The organism is Enterococcus sp. AZ129 (assembly GCF_051714505.1).
GTDB classification, from domain to species: domain Bacteria; phylum Bacillota; class Bacilli; order Lactobacillales; family Enterococcaceae; genus Enterococcus; species Enterococcus faecalis.
In genome coordinates, this window is sequence record NZ_JBIORY010000001.1 from 1801945 (window position 1) to 1827221 (window position 25277).

Sequence of the window (25277 nt, forward strand, 5' to 3'; positions counted from 1 at the left end):
TTTTAAAACTTAATTACTGTATTTCTGTCGCCAATTCGTATACAATCAAATAGTATTGAACCACTGAAAGGATCGTAGTATATTTATGAACACATTTTGGAAGTCGTTTCCTGACGTTGAACGTTCTTTAACGGAAACATGTGAATTAATTGAACAAACGTTGCATACACGCAACGAAGACATTGAAGAAGCCTTAGTAACTTTGGCTCGTTCTGGCGGCAAATTATTACGCCCCGCTTTTTTCTTTCTTTTTGCTCAACTGGGTGATGAAGAAAAACAAGAGAAACAACAACTATTAAAAATAGCTGCATCTTTGGAAATCCTACATATGGCTACGTTGATTCACGATGACATTATTGACGATTCTCCATTGCGCCGAGGCGCTGTGACTATTCAATCACAATATGGTAAAGACGTGGCTGTTTACACAGGTGATTTACTATTCACTGAATTCTTTACTTTGATTGCAGATGCCATGAATGGCTCTGAATTTATGAAAATCAATGCACAAGGAATGAAACGGTTATTACTTGGTGAACTCGATCAAATGAGTCATCGATTTGACCGCCGTATGTCGATTCCTGCTTATTTAAGAAGTGTCAACGGCAAAACAGCCGAACTTTTTTCACTAAGCTGTCTTGAAGGGGCCTATTTCGGTCATAGTTCAAAAGAAGTCCAACGTTTAGCTAAACGAATTGGCCGTCATATTGGCATTGCTTTTCAAGTCTATGACGATATTTTAGATTATACTGCCGACACGGAAACCTTGAAAAAGCCCGCTTTAGAAGACTTGTCACAAGGTGTTTATACGTTACCTCTTCTCTTCGCTTATCATGCAGCCCCTGACGTATTCAGCCCTTATTTGGATAAAGGACGCGCCATTACCTTAGAAGAGGCAGCTGAAGTTGCGGCGCTAGTCAATGACTATCATGGCGTTACAGAAGCACAAGCTTTTGCTAAAAAAGTAACCAACAAAGCAATCACTGATATTCAACAATTGCCTGATGGCACAGCAAAAGAAACCTTACTTTCCTTAACTGAGCTCTTATTACATCGTTCATTTTAAACGTTTTATAGAAGAATTGCCATTAATTGAAATAGAAAAACGACTGATTGTTTGCTTTAATCAACAACCAGTCGTTTTTTTATTCCTCGAAAGAACTAATGCCACGATCAATTCGGTAAAGTTTCTGATAATGCGCATTGGTTGCAAGTAATTCCTCTGGCGTACCACTCATCTCTAATTGGCCATCTTCAATAAAGATCACTTGATCCATCAAAGTTACGCCTTGCAAATGGTGGGTAATCCAGATGACGGTTTTATCTTTTAATGCCTCAAAAAAGGTTTCCAGCAATTGCTGTTCTGTAATTGGATCTAAACCAGTAGTTGGTTCGTCTAATAACACAATCGGTGTATCTTGCAAAAGAATCCGCGCTAGCGCCAAGCGATGTCGTTCACCACCAGAAAAACGCAAACCTGCTTCATCCACCATTGTTTGTAAACCTTCTGGTAATTGGGCAACCATTTCTTTTAAGCCGACTTTTTCTAAAACCGCCCAAACTTCTGCTTCGCTTGCTTCTTCTCTACCAATCCGAATATTATTTAAAATGGTTGTTCGAAATAGGTACGGTGCTTGATGCATAACCCCAATATATTCAGTCATCGTCTCACCAAATGCCTCAGTTGGGATATTTCCTAAAAGGATTTCTCCCGAAGTAGGCCGTAAATCACCACGAATGAGCGAAGCCAACGTACTCTTTCCGGAACCACTGCGCCCTAAAATCGCTAATTTTTGTTTTTCAGGAATTGTTAACGATAAGTCATTTAATACCTTTTTCTCTTGATTTTCATATGCAAAAGACAAATGTTCTATCGATAAACTGGTGCCATTTGGCTGAACAGGCGCTTCTGTTGAGTCATCTTCCCCTTCAGGAAGCTCATTAAAACGACGAATGGAATCCTTATAAATCGTTGTTTCCTGTGCTGCAGCAGGTAGCGGAGCAAAAGCATCAATTAACGGAAAAACGGTTAAAACAAAGGCACCAATCCAATTGGCTGCGCCCCCATGATTACCTGGAAACCGCACACTAGTCCAAGCTAAGACAGCAATCGCAATCACACCAAACAGAAGTTGTAAAACAAAGTCTCGGCCACGGTTAAATTGCTTCATTTTTTCATCTAATGCACGAACGTTTGCTTCATCTGTTTCATAACGAGCAACGAATTCAGAGCCTCGTTGACTAAATACCCAATCAGACACACCTAGAATATTGTCGGTTAGTGTTTGATATAACTCATTTTTGGCATATTTATGTTTTTCTTGACGCGCACCATTCACTAGAACTGAAACAAGTGGCAATAGAAAAACAACCACTCCTAACATCAGTAACATGCATAAAGCAAACCACCAAGAAAAGAAACCTAATGCAATCACTAAAAAGATATACAAAATCCAAGCAATAACGGTTGGGAAAATCGTTCGTAAATACAAGTTTTGGATATGATTAATATCCTCCGAAAGCAAACCTAAGATATCCCCAGTGCGATATTTTGTCTTAAAGAAAATTGCATCTTTTTCTAGCACATTATAAAGTTTCAAGCGCAAATCAGAGGTCATTTTTAACACCCAGTTATGACTCGTTAGACGCTCCACATAACGAAAAACAGGACGGCCAATCCCAAATGCTCTTGTTAAAACAATGGGAATATAAATTAATAAAATATTCTCTGGTAAGGAAGCCGCACGACTGATTAAGTAACCAGACGTAAACATTAATGCCCCTGCGCTAAAGAACGTCAAGAAGCCTAAAAGTAAGGCAAAATACAAGGTTTTTTTATAGCGTTTTAAGAAAGGACGAACCCATTGATCGTTTTTCCAAACGTCTTTCGTTGTCGGCTGTTTTTCCATCATTGGCGTCCTCCTCTCATTTGCTTCATTAATTGAACATAGTAGCCATCTTTTTCAATCAACTCTGCTAGCGTTCCTTGTTCCACTAATTGACCTTTTTCCATCACTAAAATGTAATCCATTTCTTCCATCCAATGCAGACGATGTGTCGCAAAGAAGACAAGATGATTGTTCATTAATGGCAACATGCGCTCTTTCATTTCAACTTCTGTTTCAATATCCAAATGCGCTGTCGGCTCATCAAACAGCAAGACGTGGCGTTTTTGATCGACAAAGGCGCGGGCCAACGCTACTCGTTGCGCTTGTCCCCCACTTAACATTCGACCACTTTCCCCAATCAAGGTATGAATTCCTTCGGGAAGATCTTTAACCAGCTCGTCTAAGCCAACTAACTGAATCGCTTGCTGAATCGCCTCATCTGTTGCTTCAGGTGTATAAAAGCGAATATTGTTTGCCAAAGTATCTTGAAAAATATATGGTGCTTGCGGAATATAAAGGATTTGTTTTTGCCAGTCTTTTTGTAAAAAATGTGGAATCGTTTGGCCATTTATCGCCAATTGACTCGTTTCTTCTGTTGGCAATAAAAAGCCACTTAATAAATTAATTAACGTTGACTTACCAGAACCACTCGCCCCGATAATTCCAATCTTTTTGCGACCATCAACAGAGAATTGCAACGATTGAATCGCTTCTTGCGTTGCATCTTCATAGGAAAAATTTAACGCTGTGACTGACAACTGACTTTCTTGATGCCAATCATCTAACGTGAGCACATCGGTCTGTTCTGCTTCTGGCAATGATAATACCGCTTGGATCGCTTGAAAAGAGTTTTTTCCATCTAAGGTTGCATGATAATCACTTGAAAAATCACGAATCGGTAAAAAGAACTCAGGTGCTAAAATTAAAGTAACCAAGGCAGGAAATAATAAAATCGTGCCGTTTAATAAACTTAATCCAAGGAAAACTGCCACAACAGCTACCGATAATGTCGTAAAAAAGTCTAACGCAAAGGTTGATAAAATAGCAATTTTCAATGTACTCATGGTCGCTTTTCTGAATCGTTCACTTGTATGGTAAATACTTCCAGCATATTTTTTACTCAACCCAAACAGTTTCAGCGTGTCAATTCCTCGCAAGGAATCAATAAAATGATTGGAAAGCATTTGAAACGCCGCATATTGCTTGTCCGCTTTACTTTGTGCTGCATAACCTAACACAATCATAAAAATAATAATAATCGGAAAAACAATCAGCAATGTTACGCCTGAACGAATATCTTGTGTAAAAACAAAGGCCAAAATAATCCAAGGAATAATCATCATATTCATCATTTTTGTCAAAATCAATTGTAAATAATTTTCGGTTTGACTGATGCCTTCTAAAGCCATGGTAACCATATTTCCAGTTCCATTTTTTTGAACAACATTTGGCCCCAAACGGAAAATTTTGGTTAATAATTGTTCGCGTAATTCTTTCGAGCGTTCATAACTAAATGTATCGAGCATTCTCTCACGAAAATACGTAATAACATGTCGACCAAGATAAAAAATAAAAAAGAGTAAAATACTCTGTAGTTGTTGGTTAAGATGCCCGCCACTCCAAAGGCCGACAATGGCTTTTGAAAGAAAAAAAGCTTGCCCAATTATAAAGACTGCTTGCAGGAAAGAAAAACCTGCAAGCAAGACAAGAATTTTTTTGATTTTAGGCATCTGTAAGATGTCTTTATCAATCATAGATTTAATACCCCTCTGGTACGGCTGTCTGTGAAATACGTTTTCTGAAAATATAATAGGACCAAGCAGTATAAGCTAACACGAATGGTAAAATGCTTAAAGAAATCCACGTCATAATTTTTAGTGTATATGGTGTGCTTGTTGCATCTTTAATCAACAAATCAAAACCTTCACTACCAATCATAACACGTGGGAACAAGCCACTGAACAAGAGAGCAACTAGTACAACTAATGTTAAACCACTCGCTAGAAAAGCTAACATCTCTTTGCGTTTAAACACCCCAACATTAGCAATGACCGTTAAGACCACAATTGCTAACGTTAAAATTAAAGTGACCGCAAAGTTCTTTTCATAAAAGTCCGTTTTGAAGTACATCAACACTGCAAAAACAACTAAACCGACATATAAAACGCCGTATAAGATTTCTGCATAATTTCGAGCACGTTCACGAATTGGGCCTTCTGTTTTTAAAGCAATATAGTTCATGCCGTGTAAGTAGCAAAGTAATGTTAAGGCTACTCCACCAACAATTGAAAACAGATTAAAATAATCCGTAAATTGCGCATGCATATTGCCGTTTGCATCTAAAGGCATCCCTTGGACTAAGCTGATAAACAAAATACCAAAGAAGAACGGTACAAGGAAACTACCAATTGATAGCGTCCAGTTCCACATCCGACGACGTTTACCTTCCGGCATGTTGTGGCGGAATTCAAAGGAAACTCCGCGAATAATTAAGCCAAATAAAATCGTAAATAGAATTAAATAGTAGCCACTAAATAATGAAGCATACCAATATGGGAAAGAGGCAAACATTGCGCCGCCCGCTGTTAATAGCCAAACTTCGTTTCCGTCCCAAACAGGTCCAATTGTTGCAACGACTTGATCTTTTTCGTCGTCATTGTGTGCCAACGTTTGAACGGCCATTCCAACACCAAAGTCAAATCCTTCTAAGAAGAAGAAACCTGAGAACAAGACGCCGATAAGGACAAACCATAATAATTGTAGTGTACTCATTCGCCAAATACCCCCTTATCAAATGGATCCAACGCTGGTTCATTTTCTTTCGCTAATTTTTTCGCTTCATAGTCTGGTCCTTTACGTAATTCTAAAATGACCAAGTAAACCATGACACTACCTAAACCAGCAAATAATAAGAAATAAATGACATTTGACGTAATTAATGAAGCAACCGATACATTTGGTGAAACACTTTGTTCAATCGTAAATAATCCATAGACAGTCCACGGATAACGACCTAATTCAGTGACTAACCAACCTGTTGTATTGGCAAGGAATGGTGCGAACGTACATAAAGCAACAATCCACAGCATCCATTTCTTCTCGTACAGCGATGGTTTTTTCTTCCTTGTAAAGAATAGTCCTAAGGCAGCAACCAATAACATTAAGGCACCAAAACCAGCCATGATACGGAAGCTCCAGAATAAAGTGTTAACTGGTGGATAATAATTTTTATCATCCCCATATTTTTCTACCAAACGCTTGTTGACTGTATCCATTCCATCAACCGAACCTGATAATTTGTTATACGATAAAATACTTAGCATATATGGAATATCGATACCAAAAACTTGTTTATGTTCTCGTTCATCTGCCCAAGCAATCAATGTCCAAGCAGCAGGATCATCAGAGTCTTCATAGGCCCCCTCCATCGCCGCAAATTTCATTGGTTGTCCTTCAATTAGAGCTTTCATTTGCAAGTCGCCAGCTAATAAAACGCCGATTGAACCGAACAAAGTAACCCATAAGCCAATGCGCATAGATGCTTTGTGGAATGAAATATCCCGTTTTTTCAACAATTGGAAAGCAGCCATACCAGCTACTGCCATGCCGCCCAATGTAAAGGCGCCCATGATAACGTGTGAAAATTCATACCAAACTTTTGGATTGCTGATGACAGCTACAAAGTCCACCATTTCAGCACGGCCATTATTGATGACATAACCTACTGGATGTTGCATAAAACTATTGGCAACTAAAATCCAGAAAGCAGACATCATTGAACCGAATACGACTAACCAGATAAACGTTACGTGAACTTTTGGATTCATTTTATCCCAAGTAAAGATCCACAAACCTAAGAATGTTGACTCTAAGAAGAAAGCTAAGAGCGCTTCTACCGCCAACGGTGCCCCAAAAATATCTCCGACGAATCGAGAATAATCAGACCAGTTCATCCCAAACTGAAATTCTTGAATAATCCCGGTTACAACCCCAACAGCGAAGCTTAATAGGAATATATTTCCCCAAAACTTGGCCATTTTACGATAACGTTCCTCTTTTTTCACAACGTACATTGTTTCCATAATTGCTACAACAAGTGCTAATCCTATTGAAAACGGTACGAAGAAAAAGTGGAAAACTGTTGTCATCGCAAATTGGATTCTCGCCAATGTTACAATATCAAACATATTATTTCCTCCCTGATTTGCCTCCACACAAAGAAACAAGCTTACCTGAATTGTTCATTTCCATTAGCGATGACTCCTTTTATCTACGAAACTAAAAGAAAATTCAAGTGAACTTTTCCAAAAAGTGTGAAAATGCATGTAATATAGAATAATTCCAATCTAAGTATACAACTTTCTGAGGCAGAAACCAAACAATACAGAAGCATTTCTCACAATTTTTTTAGGTGCTAACAAGATTTCTTCCCTTTCTTCTATCAATAAAAAAAGCCCTTCCTAAAAAAAGGAAGAACTAATCTCAATCTATCAACATTTTGACTTATCACTTGATTAGTTTTCGAAAATTGAAGCAGCTCATCTTTGATGATAAAAATTCTAATCTTGTGATGAAAATTACGGATTGCTTGAGGTGATAGTTTGTTTTTTAACAACATGGCTCTAAAACAGGCAGCTCATCCGCTCTGAAATCTGGCAGGTTTTGGTACCATTCTAAACAACATGACTCTAAAACTCCGACACGCTCACACAAGCGACTCACATCGTTTTGGTACCATTCTAAACAACATGACTCTAAAACATCCACCGGTTCCCGCAGTCCCCACTTTATGTTTTGGTACCATTCCAAACAACATGACTCTAAAACCTCACTCGAAAGCTGAATTTTTAACGAAGCGTTTTGGTACCATTCCAAACAACATGACTCTAAAACCGATAACAATCTTGTTATAGAATGGGCTCAGTTTTGGTACCATTCCAAACAACATGACTCTAAAACTTGGTTACGGCGTTCTTGTTATTTGGCTTTGTTTTGGTACCATTCCAAACAACATGACTCTAAAACAATCGTCATTACCCTTTCATGGCAGATTTAGTTTTGGTACCATTCCAAACAACATGACTCTAAAACAATGTTTTGGGCGATGTAATCATTGGCGGAGTTTTGGTACCATTCCAAACAACATGACTCTAAAACCTCGGAGAATTATTTTTTTCTCCATGATTCCGTAGTCGCATCACTTATCCATAGCTAGATTTCAGTTTAGAAGGTCTGATTTTTTTCTTCACGTTTATTATACCAAACTTTCTCCTTCTTGGCGGAAAAACCCACCATTTTTCAATGGTGGGTTTTCTTTATTTAGTAGCTGTAACAGCGAGCCAGATTTCACTATACTTAGCTTCTGCTGGTCCTTGATATTGCGTAAACGAAATTTCTGGTGCTGCAACGACTTGGTAACCAGATGAAGGCAACCATTCAGAGAATATCCTTGCCCAGGTTTCTTGTAAAATTTGTGGGAAAGGACCTTCATTTGGAAAAACCGCCCATGTATGAGCAGGTACGCTTAGTTGCTCCAAATCTTCATAGATATTTTCTTGCAAAGTGGCAAAGCCAATCATGTGTGTCATTTCTCCACCCTCTGTTGTTCGTCCCTCTTGAAAGTCAAAAGAAGCATTTACTACTTGATGAGGATATACATCATCAAATGTATGCATTTCCGCTCGTTGTTGTGGTGTAATGCGCTGTGCTAATTCCATGATTGCTTGATTTTCCCCTTGATACTGCAAGGAAACCTTCTGACTAACTCCGACTATTTGAAACGCTGGTTTTTCAATCAATTTAACATCCATTGATTGTCCTCCTTTAATATCAATATAGAAAGAGAATTTAGGGAACGTTTTTTGGATTTGTGTTTTCATTACTTCAGAAGGGGCTTGTCCTGACCAATCGCGAAAGGCTCTTGAGAATCCTTCAATACTTTGATAACCATATTTAAAAGCTACATCTGTCACTTTTTCACCAGCAAGTAATGCTAAATTTGCTTCCGCCAAACGTCTCTTTTTAATATACTCAGCCAGACTCATCCCCGCAATAAACGAAAAAGTTCGTTTAAAATGGTAAACAGAAATCCCTGTCTTTTTCGCCAATTCATCGAAGGATACTTCTTCCGTTAAATGTTCTTCAATATAATCCATTGCTTGATTCAAATTTACGAGCATCCGTGTCCCTCTCTTTCTATTTGAAAGTTTACTAAAGACCAACAAGGATGACTTGATTATTTAGAGCCAACATTCGTCAAATCGCTACTCTTGGTTCATAGCGGCTTTTAAAGCCTGTGCTAAAGCACTTTCTTCTGGTTCGTCTGGTTGTGAATATTTTTTCATCAAACGACGTTCTTCATGTTTAGTCATTTTTTGTTTTCGTTCTTTTTTATCGGGAATTTTTTCAGTAATCGAACAGAATTTACATTTGAAAGAACGACCATTTTTTCCTTCTATGATGACCATTTTTTTATGGCATTGTGGGCAACGGTGATTGGATACTTTAGGATCTTTTCGCCGACGATAAGAACATTCTTGGTTTGTACAAACGTAAATCTTCCCATCTTTCGTATTTTTTTCCCGTAAGTTTGAGCCACAATCTGGACATTTTTTGTGCGTAATGGAAAAATCTTGATATTTTTTCTCGCTTTGTTTAATTTCACGGACTAATTTTTTCGTATCCTCTTCAATATCCTTTAAGAAAAGTTGACTCTTTTGTTGACCCGAAGCGATTGCTTCGAGCGATTTTTCCCATTTTTCCGTTAGTTCAGGTGTCACAAGTGATGGATTCACCAAGTCTAATAGTTGCTTTCCTTTGGCAGAGACACTTAAACCGCTATTGGTTCGTTCCATCAATTCTGATTTAATCAGTTTTTCAATAATTTCAGCTCGCGTTGCCGGTGTGCCTAAACTGTGTTTCTCCATTTTTCCTAACAACGTTCCTTCGGTTAATGGTTTTGGCGGCGACGTTAATTCTTTGTTAATGGTAAAGTTTGGCGCAACGGTCATGCCTTTTTGCCATTGGACAGTGGATAGTGGCTGTTCGGCTGTTGTTTTCCAGCCAGCAACAACTACTTTATTTTGATGAAAGACAAATGTTTCTTTTCCAAAAGCGACTGTAACTTTTGTTTGTTTTGTTTGGTTTGGCTCAGCAAACAAACCTAAGAATCGTTGAACAATCATTTGATAGATTTTTTGTTCATCATTACTTAGTTTTTCATAACGAGGACGTTGTTCAGTTGGAATCAACCCATGGTGATCCGTGACTTTTGCATTTTGGAAAACTTTTTGTTGTTTAACAACGGCCCCATTTTTAAGGTAGCCTTTCACTTCTGGTGAAAAATCAGCAATGGCTTGAAGTCGTTCTTTCATCGTTCCTTTCATATCCGTTGTTAGATATTTGCTGTCAGTTCGAGGATAGGAAACAATTTTATGGGTTTCGTATAAACTTTGTACAAGAGACAACGTTTTCTTTGCAGAAAATTGGAATCGCTGATTGGCTTCACGCTGGATTTCGGTTAAATCATATGGTAACGGCGCATTTTCTGTTTTAACTTTTTCTTGGATATCGGTAACTAAGCCCTTTTGTTTTGAGAGTTCTTTGACTAATTGTTCTGCTTCCTGCCGTTCTTTCAAAGCGTATGGATTTTTTTGGGTCATCTTTGCTTTTTCTGATTCAACAGTTAACGAGATAGTAAAATAAGTTTGAGGCTTAAATTGTTCAATCGTTTTTTCTTGTTGGCGTACCATTGCTAAAGTTGGTGTTTGAACACGACCTGCGGATAAGTTATCTTGATATTTCACTGTCAAGGCCCGTGTGACGTTTAGCCCCACCAACCAGTCAGCTTTTGCGCGTGCCAAGGCAGAGTAATACAAATTATCGTAGTCTTTCGCTGGGCGAATTTTCTTAAACCCGTCTTTAATGGCTTTGTCTGTTTGAGATGAAATCCATAAGCGTTTGACTGGTTTGTTAAAACGGACATATTCTAAAATCCAGCGGGCCACTAATTCACCTTCACGACCAGCATCGGTGGCAATCACGGCTTCAGAAACATCTTTACGATTAGCTAATTGTTTAATCGCTTTTAATTGATGTCCCGTTTTCGGTAACGGTTTAATCCCTAAATTCTTAGGAATCATCGGTAAAGTTTCCATTTGCCACGTTTGCCATTCTTTGTTTAAATCTTCTGGCATTTTTAGTCCTAAGAGATGGCCTAAAGCCCAGGTGACAATCACGTTGGGTCCTTCATAATAATTCTTATTTTTTTGATTTGCTCCTAAAACGCGGCTTAAATCTTTTGCTACGCTAGGTTTTTCAGCAATAATTAATTGTTTTGCAACCACTAGTTTCGCTCCTTTTTGAGTGCTATCTTTTCGTATTATACCAAATATTAGCTCAATTTTCTCTAAATTCCGAGAATAGAAAAAGAGTTTAAAGAAAATTCCCTGAGGTTTTTCTTTAAACTCATGCGTTTCAAATAACTTTCCGTTTGCAGAATTTTGTTTTGCCAAAATGATTGGATATTGTGGTAAACTCAGCTTTATTTTCAAAAGTAACCGCATGATGATTTTCTAGTAATGCTAAACCGAAGTATTGTTGTAAATCTTCATCGCATTCTTCACACCAGCGTTCTTCCCCATCATTCCAGAAAGCCGTTAAATAATTAGGCTTTGTGTTGACGTATGTATAATTCTGAGAAAGTTTTTGCCAAACTTCCACATAGTATGTCTCTGCATCGGTCAAGTTATCGAAGGTTTTTTCTTGAACAATATCCTCTTGCCAATCATCAAAAAACCACCAAGGTTCATTGTCGCCATACATTGTAATTACTTGATACATTGAACCGCTCCTTTTTTTGCTACTGTAGGTATCATAGTCACTTTCTGAAAAAGTTGCAAGGATTTGGTTTCGGACTGAGAAATTTTTGAAATTTATTTTATCCTGCCACTTCTAAAGAAGCAATAAAATCTTCAATCATGCGACGATAACTTTCTTCCGGCGTGGCTTCTTCGCGTTGAAAATAACCTAAAAAACGTAAGGTAATATAACCATGGATTAAGCTACGTAATTCTCGACTTTTATGCAGTCGTTCTTCATTATTAAATGGATAAAAAGCTAAAAGTTGTAAGATAATTTGATTGGTTTCATGGATGCCTTCAATTAATTGTTGGTTTTGCGTTTTCGGCACACTGATAAGTAATTCATAGACTGCAGAATTTTCAAAAGCAAATTGTTGGTACGTTTCAGCATATATCCGAATTGCTTCTGCGCCACTCTTACCCACTAAGGCTCTTCGCAATGCATCATTTAATTCTTGAATTAACAAGTCCACTAGAGCATTTTTTACTTCAGCAATATTTTTAAAGTGATTATAGAGTGAAGGATACTTGATGCCTAAATCAACGGCTAAATTTTGAAAGGTTAATTGTTGAACGCCCAATTCTTCCGCTAGGTTGCGGGCACTTTCAAGGATTTTGGCTTTCGTTAAATTCCGTTTTTTTGCCATCTTTCTGACGCCTCCAATTCTTAAATTTTGGACAAGTATTAGTTTATCATATCTATTGACTCTTTTTAAACTATAAATTATAGTTTATAATAACAATTTGTAAACATCATTTTTGAAAGAAGGCTGTTTGGCATGCATATTACCAACCGTTCTCATTTGGCCGATCGTTATGGCAAACGAACCAGTGCAGAATTTTTATTACACGAACGTCCTATTTTATCTTTTCCTATTTCTTTAGCGGCCATTCCTAAAGAAGCCCGCTATTTATCCTGGGAATTAATTGATTATGACACGATTCCTCTAATTGGTTTCCCTTTTATTCATTGGTTAGCTGCCAATGTTCCTGTAACCAATGAGATTCCTGAAGACTTTAGTCGAACAGCACTCAAGCCTACCATTCAAGGAAAAAATAGTCTTGCTTCTCCTTTGGGGAAACAGATGATTCCTGCGCTTGCCACTGAAACGTTACCTGAGTTAACCGAACGTTATCTGGGGTTAAGTCCTCGCTCTGGTGTGCACACCTATACGTTATATGTATACGCTACAAAAAATCCACTAAATTTAAAAGAAGGCTTTTTTGCGAATGAATTGCATCAAGCATTGAATGATCAACGACTCGCCAAAGCCAAATTTGAATTTCTTTACTAGAAAGTGAGGAAATAGAATGTATGAATTAATTAAAAGTAAAATTTTCCGTCCAAGACAACCTTGGGAAAAAAATCTGCTTGTTTTATGGTTTGGCACATTTATGGCTGGTATTGGCTTTAGCTTAGTGATGCCATTCATGCCTCTTTATATCAACACATTAGGTACTTTTACCCACCAACAATTGAATTTTTGGAGCGGAATCACGTTCTCCTCCACTTTTTTAGTCACAACCATTGTTTCACCTTGGTGGGGCCGTTTAGCCGACCGAAAAGGACGCAAGTTAATGTTATTACGCGCTTCATTAGGGATGGCTATCGTCATTAGTTTAATGGGCGCAGTCACAAGTGTTTATCAATTGATTGGCTTGCGCTTATTACAAGGTGTTTTTTCTGGTTATATCAGTAATGCGACTGCGTTAGTTGCTACAGGCACACCTAAGGAAAAAAGCGGTCAAGTGCTTGGTACTTTAGCAACTGGTTCTGTTACCGGCACGTTGCTTGGTCCTCTTTTGGGCGGTGTCACTGCGTCTATTTTCGGTTATCGGCCAACCTTTTTCATTACTGGTACGATTTTATTACTCGTTTTTGTTTTGAGTCTTGTCTTTGTCCATGAAGAGTTTGTGCCAATTGAAAAAAATCAAGCCGCATCTGGGAAACAAATTTTAAAAAAACTAGAACATCCCCACGTGATTCTTGGAATGTTTATTACGACATTAATCATTCAAGCTTCCAATAATTCAATTAGTCCCATCATCAGTTTATATATTCAACAATTGTTGGGTGGTCACGGAAATGTCACCTTAATCAGCGGAGTCATTGCTTCTATTCCAGGGATTGCAACGTTAATAGCCGCCCCTCGTTTCGGCCGGTTAGGCGATCGTATTGGCAGTGAACGCATCTTGACAATTGGCTTAATTTTAGCCATTTTCGTTTACCTACCAATGGCCTTTGTTCAAAATGTCTGGCAGCTTGCCATGCTTCGTTTCTTAGTTGGGATTTCCGATGCCTGTTTACTACCAGCTGTTCAAACGTTGATCACTCGTTATTCCCCAAGTGACGCTGCAGGTCGTATTTTCAGTTACAATCAATCTTTCCAAGCGACAGGAAATGTGATTGGTCCTATGATTGGTTCAAGCGTATCTGCCGCTTTCGGTTATCGTGGGGTCTTTATTTCCACTTCTTGTCTGGTTCTCCTTAACCTTCTATGGGTTCGTCGAAGCACCGCCGAATTAAAAAAAGAGAAAAATGATGACTAAGTTATACACAGAAAAGTTATCCACAATTTGAATTTTTAATTTTTCTCTTTTTCTTATTTTAAAAAAAATAGGCATATAAAACAAAAAAGAAAAGCTGATATTTACTGGTTTTATGACCAGCATATCCGCTTTTCTTTTGGTTAACTATACGCTTTTTGTTTCACAACTCGTGAAACTTTTTAGACGTATTGTAGTTCTTTTTCATCTTGGTAGGCGCGATCAATTAAGCCGCCCCCTAAGCATTCCATTCCATCATAAAAAACAACAGCTTGACCTGGAGTGACTGCGCGGGCTGGTTCCTTAAACGTAACGGTTGCTTTTGTGCCATCTTCAGATAAGGAAACATGCACTGGGATATCTGCTTGACGATAACGGAATTTAGCCGTACAGTCAAACTCTTTTGGCATTGGTGTATCAACAGTAAAATGAACCTCACTAGCTTCTAAATGTGTTGCATATAGTTTTTCATGGTGAAATCCTTGTCCTACATATAATGTATTGGTAGTTAAATCTTTCCCAATCACAAACCATGGTTCTTGTGTTTTACCGCCGCCACCAATTCCTAAGCCTTGGCGTTGACCGATAGTATAATACATAAGACCATCATGTTGTCCTTTGATTTCGCCATCTTCTGTCACCATGTTGCCTTTTTTAGCTGGTAAATAATTACTCAAAAATTCTTTGAAATTCTTTTCACCAATAAAACAAACGCCCGTTGAGTCTTTTTTCTTGGCTGTGGCTAATCCAGCACGTTCAGCAATTGCACGAACTTCTGACTTTCCCATGCCACCCAACGGAAACATTGTTTTTGCCAATTGGGCTTGTGATAATTGGCTTAAAAAATAGGTTTGGTCTTTATTATTGTCAATTCCACGTAACATATGCACTACGCCATTTTCATCCGTTTCTACTTGTGCATAATGGCCAGTTGCAACATAGTCAGCGCCTAGTTGCATAGCATAATCTAGGAATGCTTTAAATTTAATTTCTTTATTACACATGACATCTGGATTTGGTGTCCGTCCTAACCGATATTCTGCTAAAAAATATTCAAACACACGGTCCCAATATTCTTTTTCAAAATTGACCGAATAATACGGAATCCCAATTTGATCCGCTACTTTTGCGACATCTTTATAGTCCTCAGTTGCGGTACAGACACCATTTTCGTCTGTATCGTCCCAATTTTTCATAAAGATCCCAATTACATCATAGCCTTGCTCTTTTAAAAGCAACGCTGTGACAGATGAATCGACACCGCCACTCATGCCTACCACGACACGCGTTTTGCTGTTATCTGCCATTTTATCACCATCATTTCAATTAGATTCTGAAATCATCCACGATTTGAAGGTCGTAACTTTTCAGTGCTTTTCATTATACTATTTTTTTGAAATAAGTAAAGCAAGCCGGGCGTATAATGAGAAAATACTTGGAACAAAGACACAGCCAACAAGCTGTTGCTTTCAAATAAACAGAAAACCTGAAGGAACAAGCTACTTTCACTTGTTTCTTCAGGTTTCTCTAAATTATTCTACTTTCTCTAATACACCACGGCTAATTAAGCCATCCATTAAGAAAAAGTATTTTTCTTTACTCATTTCATGTTGTTCATTCTTGAAAATATTCATTGGTTTTAAACCATTTGCCGTTGTAATGGACATTTTCAACTCTTTTAGATCAGCAGTGATCGTAATTTTCAATTTGAAGCCTTCATTTCTCTGAGGCGTTGGATCTAAGGAACGAATCAATTGAAAGTTCCCTGATTTTGTTTCAGTAAAGCCGTTATCTTTTAATGTATAGCGTTTTGCACTAGGATGTACTTTGTAAAAAACTGTTGAGCCTTCAACAGCAGCCGTTGTTGTAAATGCCATGGGTTCCACCTCATTATTTTCATTGTTATCTTCATTATAGCGAAAACCTGTAGCTGCCGCAATCAGATTATTTTTTCAATTGTTGAATCACTGCAACTAGTACTTCAGAAAAAGTCGCAATTTCTTCTGGTGTGTTCCCGTAGCCAAAACTAATCCGGATTGATTCTTTAATAGCTGAGGAATTTTCTCCATACATCGCTGTCAACACGTGCGAAGGATCCACAGTTCCCGCTGTACAAGCCGAGCCTGTTGAAATCGCAATACCTCTTAAGTCCAAATGCATTAAGAGCAAATCACTGGGAATTCCTTTTAAATGAAGATTTAAGACATGCGCTAAACGATTGGTTGGTTCACCATTAATTGAAAAATCAATATTGGCTTCTTCTAACGCTTTTAAAATAATCGTTTGAAAACTTTGATAAGCTGTTTTTCTTGCTTGCTTTTCTGTAGAAGTTAGTAATGAAACGGCAGTACCCATGCCAATAATTCCAGCTAAGTTTTCCGTGCCCGCACGTCGTTTTTCTTCTTGTTCCCCACCATGTAAAAGAGGTGGTAATTGGATTGCATCGCTTTTAAATAAAAACCCTACGCCTTTTGGACCATTGATTTTATGAGCGGAAATACTTAATAAGTCGATCCCTAATTCATGAGGTAAAATGACTTCACTTCCATAAGCTTGGACGGCATCTGTATGAAAAATCGCCGAATGATTTTTAAGAATTGCACCAACTTCAGCAATTGGTAATCGATTTCCAATTTCATTATTGCCATACATCATTGAAACCAAGATCGTTTCTTCGCGTAAAGACTTTTTGAATTGATCCATTGAAATCTGACCATTTTCATTCACAGGCAAGTAAGTCACTTCAAAGCCTAACGTTTCTAAGTATTCCATCGTTCGTAATACAGCGGGATGTTCAATTGCCGTAGTAATAATATGTTTTCCTTCCTTTTGACGAGAAAAAGCAACTGCCAAGATGGCTGTGTTATCCCCTTCTGTGCCACCACTATTAAAAATAATTTCGTGGGGTTTGGCTTGTAAGCTCTCGGCAATCGTTTGACGCACTTCTTCCAGAAGACCGTGTGCCTTTCGTCCAAACTGATGAATACTTGATGGATTGCCAAAAGTCGTTTGCATATTTTCAGTCATCGCTTGAATGACCGTTGGATGAAGCGGTGTTGTTGCCGCATGATCTAAATAAATGGGTTCCAAATGACTCGTCCCTTTCCTTATGTTCTGGCGTTATTCTAGCATAAAAAGCTTAAAACACAAAATCAGAATACTTTCTCTTCTATTTATAAAAGAGATAAGAAAAATAGGTCCAACACTGTTAAAGTTGTTAGACCTATTTCTAGTTTAAGGAATCACTTATTCTCCTTTTGGTTCTAAACGGAATAATGGACTCATTGGTTTATTTTCATGAATACGAAGTAACGCTTCCCCCATTAACTCAGCGCAAGAAATAATATTCAAGGTTGCTGGTTGGCGGTCTGCTGTCGTATAAACAGAGTCAGTAATACTAATTTCCTTAATTGGCGCATTTTCTAAGGTTGCTTTTGCGCCTTCTGATAACAAACCATGCGAGGCGCAAGCATACACTTCTTGCGCACCATTTTTCATTAAAACTTCCGCCGCTGTGGCTAACGTTTGACCAGTATTCAAAATGTCATCAACAAGAATACATTTTTTCCCAGCGACATTCCCAATAACGTAACCTTCTTGACGCACCCCATCAATCTCTTCATGGTCGACAATTGCTAAGGTCGCATCTAAGTACTCCGATAAACTACGTGCGCGTTGAACGCCACTGTTTTTAGGCGAAACAATCACAATTTCTTCCCCTACTAATGCTTGTTGACGATAATAATGAGCAAACAAAGGCATTGTAAATAAATTATCTACTGGGATATCAAAAAATCCTTGGACTTGAACAGTATGCAAGTCTAATGTCAACAAACGTGTTGCGCCTGCCTCTACCAACATATTAGCAACTAATTTCGCAGTAATGGGTTCTCTTGGTTTCGCTGTGCGGTCTTGGCGAGCATAACCATAGTAAGGCAAAATAACATTAATTGTTTTTGCGCTAGCACGTTTTAATGCATCAATTAAAATAAGCAGTTCCATCAAATGATCATTTACAGGGGCATTCGTTGCTTGGATGATGTAGACATGATCGCCACGAATACTTTCTTCAATATTAATTTGAATTTCGCCATCACTAAATTGGCGCACGGTGCTTTTTCCTAATTCTGTTCCTACTGATGCTGCGATTTTTTCAGCAAGTGGTCGATTTGCATTTAAACTGAAGATGCGTAAGGTGTCATCTTGATAGTTTTCGGTCATGATATCCTCCGTCAATATAAAATAATAGTCGTTTTCATTCATATTCTACCATTTTTTGTCATAAAAATCATGGGATCCTCCTTAATTTATTGAAAGAAACGGTTTTCTTTGTGAAAAAAGTGCTTGTATTTAGGTGCGCCTAAAAATTATTTGCATTTTCTTAAACTATCCCTTATACTGATTTTAAGGCAAACCTAAAAAGGAGGAATTTCATGAGAAAAAGCTTTAACTTAGCTGTTCAAGCGTTAACCGTTCAATATCAAGGACGGACCGCTTTAAATAATATCCACGTTACTATTCCCTCCGGTAAAATTACTGGAATTATCGGACCAAATGGTGCTGGAAAGTCAACATTTATTAAAGGGTTATTAGGCTTGATTAAAACAAAGGAACGTGATGTTTTGTTAAATAATCAAGCGATTGACCAACAAAAAACAACCATTGCCTATGTAGAACAACGTAGCGCCTTGGATCTTAGTTTCCCAATTAGCGTTTTTGAAACGGTCTTGCTAGGAACCTATCCAAACTTGGGACTATTAAAACGCCCAGGAAAGAAAGAAAAGCAAGCAGCCATGGCTGCATTAAAAATGGTGCAATTAGAAGACTATGCGCAACGCCAGATTGGCGAACTTTCTGGTGGCCAATTACAACGTGTGTTTATCGCCCGTGTTTTGGCCCAAGGTGCTGAGGTGATTTTTTTAGATGAACCTTTCGTCGGCATTGATATGTCTAGTGAAAAAGTGATTATGGATATTCTTAAATCATTAAAAAATCAAGGTAAAATGATTATCATTGTTCACCATGATTTGCACAAAGTGTCCCACTATTTTGATGAATTAATCGTTTTGAAAAACCGGCTAATTGCTGCGGGTCCTGTTGAACAAACGTTTACTGCAGAAACTCTCCAAGAAGCATACGGTGATTTGTTAGGTGATTTATTAATACAGGGGGTTGCAAAATGATTGCTGCATTTATTGATGGTTTATTCCGTTATCAATTTTTACAAAATGCCCTTTTGACGTCTATAATTGTCGGACTCATTTCAGGGGTAATTGGTTCATTCATTATTTTACGTGGGATGTCTTTGATGGGTGATGCGATTTCACATGCTGTTTTACCAGGGGTCGCTGTTTCTTATATGTTTGGTTTCAATTATATTTTTGGCGCTTCTATTTTTGGCTTACTAGCTGCATTATCGATCGGCTTTATTACCCAAAAAAGTCCACTAAAAAATGATACTGCCATTGGTGTTGTCTTTAGTTCTTTTTTTGCTTTAGGGATTATTTTTATCTCTTTTGCAAAAAGTTCCACCGATTTATATCATATTCTGTTTGGAAATGTATTAGCGGTCGCAGATACCGATATTTTAATTACTTGTGTCGTCGGCGTGATTGTTTTGATTTTTGTGGCATTGTTTTATAAAGAGTTGCAACTCACTTCTTTTGATCCCACAATGGCTCAGGCCTACGGTTTAAATATTCAATTTTTCCACTATGCATTGATGTTTTTACTAACACTAGTCGCTGTTTCTTCTTTACAAACCGTCGGAACTATTTTAGTCATTGCCATGCTGATTACGCCAGCGGCAACAGCTTATCTATTAACAAATCACTTACCGACAATGATTGGCTTAGCCTCTACTTTTGGGATTTTAAGTTCAGTGATTGGCCTATTCTTTAGTTATTCTTATAACTTAGCTTCTGGTGCGACGATTGTTTTAACCGCCGCCTTATTCTTTTTATTGGCTTTCTTTTTCTCACCAAAGAAAGGCCTAGTATTTGTAAACCGTGAGAAAGAAATGGAGGAATCAACGAATGAAAAAATTTAGTTTATTTTTTTTAACACTTTTAGCAGGGTTAACGTTAGCTGCTTGCGGGAATCAAGCCGCTGAAAAGAAAGAAAAATTAGCAATTGTGACAACGAACTCGATCTTATCCGATTTAGTGAAAAATGTTGGGCAAGACAAAATTGAGCTGCATAGTATTGTGCCAATTGGGACAGACCCTCACGAATATGAACCGTTACCAGAAGACATTGCGAAAGCTTCTGAAGCGGACATTTTATTCTTTAACGGCTTGAACTTAGAAACAGGCGGAAATGGCTGGTTTAACAAATTAATGAAAACGGCCAAAAAAGTTGAGAATAAAGATTACTTTTCTACAAGCAAAAATGTTACGCCACAATATTTAACAAGTGCCGGTCAAGAACAAACAGAAGATCCACATGCTTGGTTAGACATTGAAAATGGCATTAAATATGTAGAAAACATTCGTGACGTGTTAGTAGAAAAAGATCCAAAAAATAAAGATTTCTATACAGAAAACGCGAAAAATTATACCGAAAAACTTAGCAAACTACATGAGGAAGCCAAAGCTAAATTTGCTGATATTCCTGATGATAAAAAATTATTAGTTACAAGTGAAGGTGCCTTTAAATATTTCTCCAAAGCTTATGATTTAAATGCCGCTTATATTTGGGAAATTAACACAGAAAGTCAAGGAACACCTGAACAAATGACCACGATTATTGATACCATTAAGAAATCAAAAGCACCTGTGTTATTTGTTGAAACCAGTGTCGATAAACGTAGTATGGAACGGGTCTCAAAAGAAGTGAAACGACCAATTTACGATACACTTTTCACAGACTCCCTTGCCAAAGAAGGAACAGAAGGAGATACGTACTACAGCATGATGAACTGGAATTTAACAAAAATCCATGATGGCTTAATGAGTAAATAAATAATAAAGAAGAAAGAACCAAGTTGACTCCCCCTCAACTTGGTTCTTTCTTCTTTATTTAACTAATTCCTCAATATCTATTACTCGATCCACAATTTCTTCATAAAAATCTGCTTCATGGGAAACCAGAAAAACCGTTCCTGGATAAACGTGAATTGCTTCTTGTAAACTTTTTTTGGCCGCTTCATCAATATGATTGGTTGGCTCATCTAAAAATAACAAATTACTAGTTTGCATCATTAGTTCCGCTAGTTTTACTTTTGTTTGCTCACCACCACTTAACAGGGCTAACGACTGCATTGCTAACTTATCTGGTAAACCTGACCTAGCCAAATGACTTCTTCGCTCTTTAATCGTTGTATCTGGAAAACGATCTGATAAATAGTCTAGTGGCGTTAACTGCTCATTAGGCCACGCTAAGTCTTGGGTAAAATAAGCAATTTTTGTATTCAGCGGATAATGAAATTCTCCATCTAATGAAGGAATCACTTTCGTCAACGTTTTAATTAATGTTGATTTGCCAATCCCATTAAAGCCTTTCAATGCGACTTTTTCACCGACATGAACCATTAAATCTAACGGTTCTAACAAAGGTTCCCGATAGCCGACAACTAACTTCTGGGTCGTTAGTGCTTGCGTTGCAACTAACCCTTGATAAGGAAATTCAATCGCTGGCTTAGTCAAGGAACCAGGCGGAGTCAATCGTTCCAACCGGTCCAATTGTTTTTGTCGACTTTTAGCCATCGTTGCTCGATTTCCAGCTTTGTATTTACGAATATAGGCTTCCATTTTTTCAATTTTTTCTTGTTGGGCCTGATACTGTTTCAAATAGGTTTGTTTATTCTGCTCTTTTTGTGCAAAAGATTTTTCTACATTTCCAGTATATTTGGTTAACTTGCCAAACTCAATGTCTGCGATGCAATTCGTCACTTCATTTAAAAATTGATAATCATGGGAGACTAATAGAAAGCTTCCTTCAAAATTATTCAGATAGCGAACAAGCCATTGAATATGTGTATCATCTAAATAGTTGGTGGGTTCATCTAAAAGTAACACATCAGGGGCCTCTAACAATAATTTTGCTAAAATCACTTTTGAACGTTGACCACCGCTTAGCTCCCCTAACTTTTTATCCAAACCAATTGCTTGTAGTCCTAACCCATTGGCTAAATCCTGAATAATCGTGTCGATTTGGTAAAAATTACTTTCATCTAAATCTGTTTGTAACTTGCCTGCTTGTTCTAAAAGTTTTTCCGAAGCCGTTTGACTGTATTCTTCATAAAGCTTTGTCAGTTTCGCTTCTTTATCAAAAAGTTCTTGAAAGGCTTGTTTCAAAAAATCAACCATCGTTAGTGATTGTTCTACAGAAACGTGCTGATCCAAGTACCCAATCTTACAATTTTTTTGCCACTGAATCGTTCCTTCGTCTGGCAATACTTTCCCCGTTAAAATTTTAATTAAGGTGGATTTGCCGACACCATTTTGGCCAGTTAAGCCTAAATGATCCCCTTTATTCACTTGCAATGAAGCCTCTTCATACAAGACCTTTTCGCCAAATCGATGCGTTAAATGTTCAATAGTTAAAATACTCATTTTCGTCACTTCTTTCTTGTTAACTGATTATTTTGGGACAACAAAAAAAGAACCACGTCTGCACGTCGTCCATCCTGACAGAAATCCCGACAACCGCTTGTACGTACACTCAAATAAGACTAGCTTTTCTAGTCAAAAAATGTGCTATCAAGCGATGAAGAAATTAATTGCTCGGCTCCACAACAGTGCTTCATCTGTTCTTAAACTATCGGGAGCTACTTTTCTTGTTAATTTATCAGTTAAAACAAAAAACATGTGAATCACCTTTCTTATGCTTGTATTCTACCATAGAATGACAAGAAAGCAAGCCACGTTGGTTTATAACGAAAGGAGCCCACAAACAATCATTTTGTCGGCTCCCTATCCCTATTATTCTGATAAATAGTTTAATGCATAGCGTACGTGGTACTCTGCTGCTAAAAGTAAGGCACGTTCATCAATATCAAATTGTTCATGATGGTGTCCAAAATGAGTAGCAGGATTTTCAGGGTTTCGTGAACCGACCCGTCCATAGATACCAGGAATTACCGCTAAGTAATCAGCAAAATCATCCGCCCCTAAACTTTTAGGATGATCGGTCACAACATTTTCAAAACCAACAATTTCACTGGCTACCTGCTGTGCACGGTTGGTTGCTTGTTCTTCATTAATTAATGGATTCGCTGCCGCATAAACAGAAAAATCAGCAATTTCTGTGCGATGAGACTGGGCAATTTCATGGGCAATTTCTTCGACTCGTTGTAAAACAAATTGGCGCGTTTCCTGACTAAATGTTCGAACAGTGCCTTCAATGGTTGCATGGTTTGCTACAATATTATAGCGTGTTCCTGCTTGTAAAACGCCAATTCCTACTACGACAGAATCTAAAGGATCAATCTCGCGCGCTACAATTTTTTGTAATTCCACAACGATACTGGCCGCTGCTAAAACAGCATCCCGGCCATTCTGTGGTTGGGCGACGTGACTACTTTGACCACTGACTTCAATTTTAAAAATATCACAAGAGGCGTTGGTGGCGCCTTTGGTAGCGACTAATTTTCCGACCGGCACACTGGAATCTAAATGAATCCCAAACACTTGGTCGATTGCTTCTAAATAATTTCCTTCCACAAATTGTCGAGCGCCTGCACCAATTTCTTCAGCTGGCTGGAAGGCCAGTTTAACCGTTCCTGAAAAGGTATCCTGATGTTTTTTGAGCACTTTAGCTGCACCTAGCAATGCTGCCGCATGACCATCGTGTCCACAAGCATGATTGAGTCCTGGATTTTTAGAAGCATAGGCAGTACCTGTTGCATCTGGTAATTCCAACGCATCAATATCTGCACGTAATAAAATCGTTTTGCCAGCGCCAAGACCTCCTTCAATGGTTGCTAAAACACCCGTTTCCCCTACTTCTACAAAAGGAATAGCTAAGGCTAGTAGTTCTTCTTTAATTCGCTTAATCGTTTCATATTCTTTTAAACTTGCTTCAGGATATTGATGAAAATGACGTCTTAAATGGATTATCCATTCATTTTCTGTAGCAATAGCTTCTTGGATTGTTTGAATCGTTGTTGTACTCATTATAAATGCCTCCTTTATTTTTTACCAAATGTTTCCCAGGCTGGAACATTGGCGCCTTTTGATGTTTCTGCAATGACCTTTTTCGTTTCTTCTTGTTGATATTCTTCTACAACTTTTTGATAAAGTTTATTCTCTTGATCTTCTTCTCGGGCCACGACAATGTTCACATAAGGTTTCGCTTTTTCGTTTACAGGTTCTAAGAAAATAGCATCTTTATCTGGTGTATACCCAGCATCGACAGCCATGCCGCTATTAATCACTGAAGCATCGACATCTTGTAAAGCGCGCGCTGTTTGCGTAGCATCTAATTCAGTTATTTTCAATTGGCGTTTATTTTCAGTAATATCACTGACAGTCGGTAGTTGCTGTTTCGCAGGATCAACTTTTATCAGTCCTGCAGTTTGTAATAAAATTAACGCCCGCCCACCATTCGTTGGGTCATTAGGAATAGCAATTTCTCCGCCGTCTTTAATTTTCGTGATATCTTTCAATTTATTAGCGTAAATTCCCAATGGTGCATTGACTGTATTGCCAATTGATACTAATTTCGTCCCATGTTCTTTATTGTAATTGTCTAAAAAGATTTGATGCTGAAAGGCATTTAAATCAATTTCTTTTTCTGCTAATGCTGCATTTGGTTGCGTATAGTCTGTAAATTCTACCAATTGTAGATCAATATTTTTCTTTTTCAAACGGTCTTTGACCGATTCCCATTCATCATTTTTTGTTCCTACAACCCCTAGTTTAACGGTTTCTGTCTTAGTATCCTTCGCAGACCCCGATGCACAACCTGCAATCGTAAAAGCTAATACCCCAATAAGTCCAATTAATTTACTAAATTTTTTCATTTGTCATTTCTCCTT

At 37.9% G+C, this 25277-nt stretch carries 21 protein-coding genes and 1 CRISPR repeat array; of the genes, 6 read left to right on the forward strand and 15 right to left on the reverse strand.

Features of this window, described 5'->3' with window-relative positions; translation table 11 throughout:
• Positions 1–85: 85 nt before the first annotated feature.
• On the forward strand, positions 86–1066 hold the full coding sequence (locus IGJ90_RS08990; protein WP_002366904.1) for a polyprenyl synthetase family protein: 981 nt from the start codon (positions 86–88) through the stop codon (positions 1064–1066).
• A gap of 79 nt (positions 1067–1145) precedes the next feature.
• Here the strand turns inward: IGJ90_RS08990 and cydC are convergent, their stop codons facing one another.
• The 8 genes from cydC to IGJ90_RS09030 form a co-directional block, all read right to left on the reverse strand.
• Entirely contained in the window at positions 1146–2912 is a 1767-nt protein-coding gene (cydC, locus tag IGJ90_RS08995) for a thiol reductant ABC exporter subunit CydC (protein WP_002364246.1), read from the reverse strand.
• A complete protein-coding gene (gene cydD, locus IGJ90_RS09000) occupies positions 2909–4642 on the reverse strand; it encodes a thiol reductant ABC exporter subunit CydD (protein ID WP_002366906.1) in 1734 nt (577 codons plus the stop codon). Before cydD ends, cydC begins: the two co-directional genes overlap by 4 nt.
• 4 nt (positions 4643–4646) lie before the next feature.
• Complete coding sequence (gene cydB / locus IGJ90_RS09005; RefSeq protein ID WP_002356976.1) at positions 4647–5660, reverse strand: cytochrome d ubiquinol oxidase subunit II; 1014 nt, start codon at positions 5658–5660, stop codon at positions 4647–4649.
• Positions 5657–7075, reverse strand: a complete 1419-nt coding sequence (locus IGJ90_RS09010; protein ID WP_002356974.1) for a cytochrome ubiquinol oxidase subunit I — start codon at positions 7073–7075, stop codon at positions 5657–5659. Before IGJ90_RS09010 ends, cydB begins: the two co-directional genes overlap by 4 nt.
• Positions 7076–7547: 472 nt before the next feature.
• A CRISPR array of direct repeats spans positions 7548–8045; the repeat unit is 36 nt; unit sequence GTTTTGGTACCATTCCAAACAACATGACTCTAAAAC.
• Positions 8046–8203: 158 nt separating this feature from the next.
• Entirely contained in the window at positions 8204–9067 is an 864-nt protein-coding gene (locus IGJ90_RS09015; protein ID WP_002366909.1) for an AraC family transcriptional regulator, read from the reverse strand.
• 84 nt (positions 9068–9151) lie between these two features.
• A complete protein-coding gene (locus IGJ90_RS09020; protein ID WP_002366910.1) occupies positions 9152–11233 on the reverse strand; it encodes a DNA topoisomerase III in 2082 nt (693 codons plus the stop codon).
• A 130-nt stretch (positions 11234–11363) separates the two neighbouring features.
• Positions 11364–11729 carry a DUF1033 family protein gene (locus tag IGJ90_RS09025; protein WP_002356966.1) on the reverse strand — a complete coding sequence of 122 codons (366 nt, stop codon included), beginning with the start codon at positions 11727–11729 and terminating at the stop codon, positions 11364–11366.
• 97 nt (positions 11730–11826) lie between these two features.
• On the reverse strand, positions 11827–12396 hold the full coding sequence (locus tag IGJ90_RS09030) for a TetR/AcrR family transcriptional regulator (RefSeq protein WP_002356965.1): 570 nt from the start codon (positions 12394–12396) through the stop codon (positions 11827–11829).
• Positions 12397–12528: 132 nt separating this feature from the next.
• On the opposite strand from IGJ90_RS09030, the gene IGJ90_RS09035 reads away from it, so the two are divergent.
• Both IGJ90_RS09035 and IGJ90_RS09040 read left to right on the forward strand, forming a co-directional pair.
• Positions 12529–13044 carry a YbhB/YbcL family Raf kinase inhibitor-like protein gene (locus IGJ90_RS09035; RefSeq protein ID WP_002362073.1) on the forward strand — a complete coding sequence of 172 codons (516 nt, stop codon included), beginning with the start codon at positions 12529–12531 and terminating at the stop codon, positions 13042–13044.
• Between the two features lie 16 nt (positions 13045–13060).
• Entirely contained in the window at positions 13061–14299 is a 1239-nt protein-coding gene (locus IGJ90_RS09040; protein ID WP_002362074.1) for a multidrug efflux MFS transporter, read from the forward strand.
• A gap of 179 nt (positions 14300–14478) precedes the next feature.
• Here the strand turns inward: IGJ90_RS09040 and mnmA are convergent, their stop codons facing one another.
• The 4 genes from mnmA to IGJ90_RS09060 form a co-directional block, all read right to left on the reverse strand.
• Entirely contained in the window at positions 14479–15603 is a 1125-nt protein-coding gene (gene mnmA / locus IGJ90_RS09045; RefSeq protein WP_002366911.1) for a tRNA 2-thiouridine(34) synthase MnmA, read from the reverse strand.
• Positions 15604–15828: 225 nt separating this feature from the next.
• Positions 15829–16173, reverse strand: coding sequence for a DUF1831 domain-containing protein (locus tag IGJ90_RS09050; RefSeq protein ID WP_002356959.1), 345 nt, complete (start codon positions 16171–16173; stop codon positions 15829–15831).
• Between the two features lie 67 nt (positions 16174–16240).
• Positions 16241–17386 carry a cysteine desulfurase family protein gene (locus IGJ90_RS09055; RefSeq protein ID WP_002366913.1) on the reverse strand — a complete coding sequence of 382 codons (1146 nt, stop codon included), beginning with the start codon at positions 17384–17386 and terminating at the stop codon, positions 16241–16243.
• 156 nt (positions 17387–17542) lie between these two features.
• On the reverse strand, positions 17543–18517 hold the full coding sequence (locus IGJ90_RS09060) for a ribose-phosphate diphosphokinase (RefSeq protein ID WP_002362076.1): 975 nt from the start codon (positions 18515–18517) through the stop codon (positions 17543–17545).
• Between the two features lie 212 nt (positions 18518–18729).
• Between IGJ90_RS09060 and IGJ90_RS09065 the strand changes: the two genes are divergently transcribed.
• Genes IGJ90_RS09065 through IGJ90_RS09075 form a run of 3 tightly spaced genes read left to right on the forward strand, consistent with a single transcriptional unit; the run spans position 18730 to position 21258 of the window.
• On the forward strand, positions 18730–19479 hold the full coding sequence (locus IGJ90_RS09065; RefSeq protein WP_002360005.1) for a metal ABC transporter ATP-binding protein: 750 nt from the start codon (positions 18730–18732) through the stop codon (positions 19477–19479).
• Entirely contained in the window at positions 19476–20345 is an 870-nt protein-coding gene (locus tag IGJ90_RS09070) for a metal ABC transporter permease (RefSeq protein ID WP_002364373.1), read from the forward strand. The genes IGJ90_RS09065 and IGJ90_RS09070 overlap by 4 nt, the downstream gene beginning before the upstream one ends.
• Entirely contained in the window at positions 20332–21258 is a 927-nt protein-coding gene (locus tag IGJ90_RS09075; protein ID WP_002356954.1) for a metal ABC transporter substrate-binding protein, read from the forward strand. The genes IGJ90_RS09070 and IGJ90_RS09075 overlap by 14 nt, the downstream gene beginning before the upstream one ends.
• Positions 21259–21312: 54 nt before the next feature.
• Here the strand turns inward: IGJ90_RS09075 and IGJ90_RS09080 are convergent, their stop codons facing one another.
• From IGJ90_RS09080 to IGJ90_RS09090, 3 genes are all read right to left on the reverse strand, one after another.
• Positions 21313–22851: an ABC-F family ATP-binding cassette domain-containing protein gene (locus IGJ90_RS09080; protein ID WP_002366915.1), complete on the reverse strand. Its 1539-nt coding sequence runs from the start codon at positions 22849–22851 to the stop codon at positions 21313–21315.
• 369 nt (positions 22852–23220) lie between these two features.
• On the reverse strand, positions 23221–24414 hold the full coding sequence (locus IGJ90_RS09085) for an amidohydrolase (RefSeq protein ID WP_002366916.1): 1194 nt from the start codon (positions 24412–24414) through the stop codon (positions 23221–23223).
• Between the two features lie 14 nt (positions 24415–24428).
• Positions 24429–25262 (reverse strand): MetQ/NlpA family ABC transporter substrate-binding protein, encoded by an 834-nt coding sequence (locus IGJ90_RS09090; protein ID WP_002366917.1) that lies wholly within the window; start codon positions 25260–25262, stop codon positions 24429–24431.
• Positions 25263–25277 lie beyond the last annotated feature (15 nt).

Coding starts and splice junctions, on each gene's coding strand:
- IGJ90_RS09030 (WP_002356965.1), bottom strand. CDS start 12,396: ATGGCAAAAAAACGGAATTTAACGAAAGCCAAAATCCTTGAAAGTGCC.
- IGJ90_RS09035 (WP_002362073.1), top strand. CDS start 12,529: ATGCATATTACCAACCGTTCTCATTTGGCCGATCGTTATGGCAAACGA.
- IGJ90_RS09065 (WP_002360005.1), top strand. CDS start 18,730: ATGAGAAAAAGCTTTAACTTAGCTGTTCAAGCGTTAACCGTTCAATAT.
- IGJ90_RS09080 (WP_002366915.1), bottom strand. CDS start 22,851: ATGAGTATTTTAACTATTGAACATTTAACGCATCGATTTGGCGAAAAG.
- IGJ90_RS09090 (WP_002366917.1), bottom strand. CDS start 25,262: ATGAAAAAATTTAGTAAATTAATTGGACTTATTGGGGTATTAGCTTTT.
- IGJ90_RS09060 (WP_002362076.1), bottom strand. CDS start 18,517: ATGACCGAAAACTATCAAGATGACACCTTACGCATCTTCAGTTTAAAT.
- cydB (WP_002356976.1), bottom strand. CDS start 5,660: ATGAGTACACTACAATTATTATGGTTTGTCCTTATCGGCGTCTTGTTC.
- IGJ90_RS09050 (WP_002356959.1), bottom strand. CDS start 16,173: ATGGCATTTACAACAACGGCTGCTGTTGAAGGCTCAACAGTTTTTTAC.
- cydC (WP_002364246.1), bottom strand. CDS start 2,912: ATGATGGAAAAACAGCCGACAACGAAAGACGTTTGGAAAAACGATCAA.
- IGJ90_RS09075 (WP_002356954.1), top strand. CDS start 20,332: ATGAAAAAATTTAGTTTATTTTTTTTAACACTTTTAGCAGGGTTAACG.
- cydD (WP_002366906.1), bottom strand. CDS start 4,642: ATGATTGATAAAGACATCTTACAGATGCCTAAAATCAAAAAAATTCTT.
- IGJ90_RS09010 (WP_002356974.1), bottom strand. CDS start 7,075: ATGTTTGATATTGTAACATTGGCGAGAATCCAATTTGCGATGACAACA.
- mnmA (WP_002366911.1), bottom strand. CDS start 15,603: ATGGCAGATAACAGCAAAACGCGTGTCGTGGTAGGCATGAGTGGCGGT.
- IGJ90_RS08990 (WP_002366904.1), top strand. CDS start 86: ATGAACACATTTTGGAAGTCGTTTCCTGACGTTGAACGTTCTTTAACG.
- IGJ90_RS09015 (WP_002366909.1), bottom strand. CDS start 9,067: ATGCTCGTAAATTTGAATCAAGCAATGGATTATATTGAAGAACATTTA.
- IGJ90_RS09085 (WP_002366916.1), bottom strand. CDS start 24,414: ATGAGTACAACAACGATTCAAACAATCCAAGAAGCTATTGCTACAGAA.
- IGJ90_RS09025 (WP_002356966.1), bottom strand. CDS start 11,729: ATGTATCAAGTAATTACAATGTATGGCGACAATGAACCTTGGTGGTTT.
- IGJ90_RS09040 (WP_002362074.1), top strand. CDS start 13,061: ATGTATGAATTAATTAAAAGTAAAATTTTCCGTCCAAGACAACCTTGG.
- IGJ90_RS09070 (WP_002364373.1), top strand. CDS start 19,476: ATGATTGCTGCATTTATTGATGGTTTATTCCGTTATCAATTTTTACAA.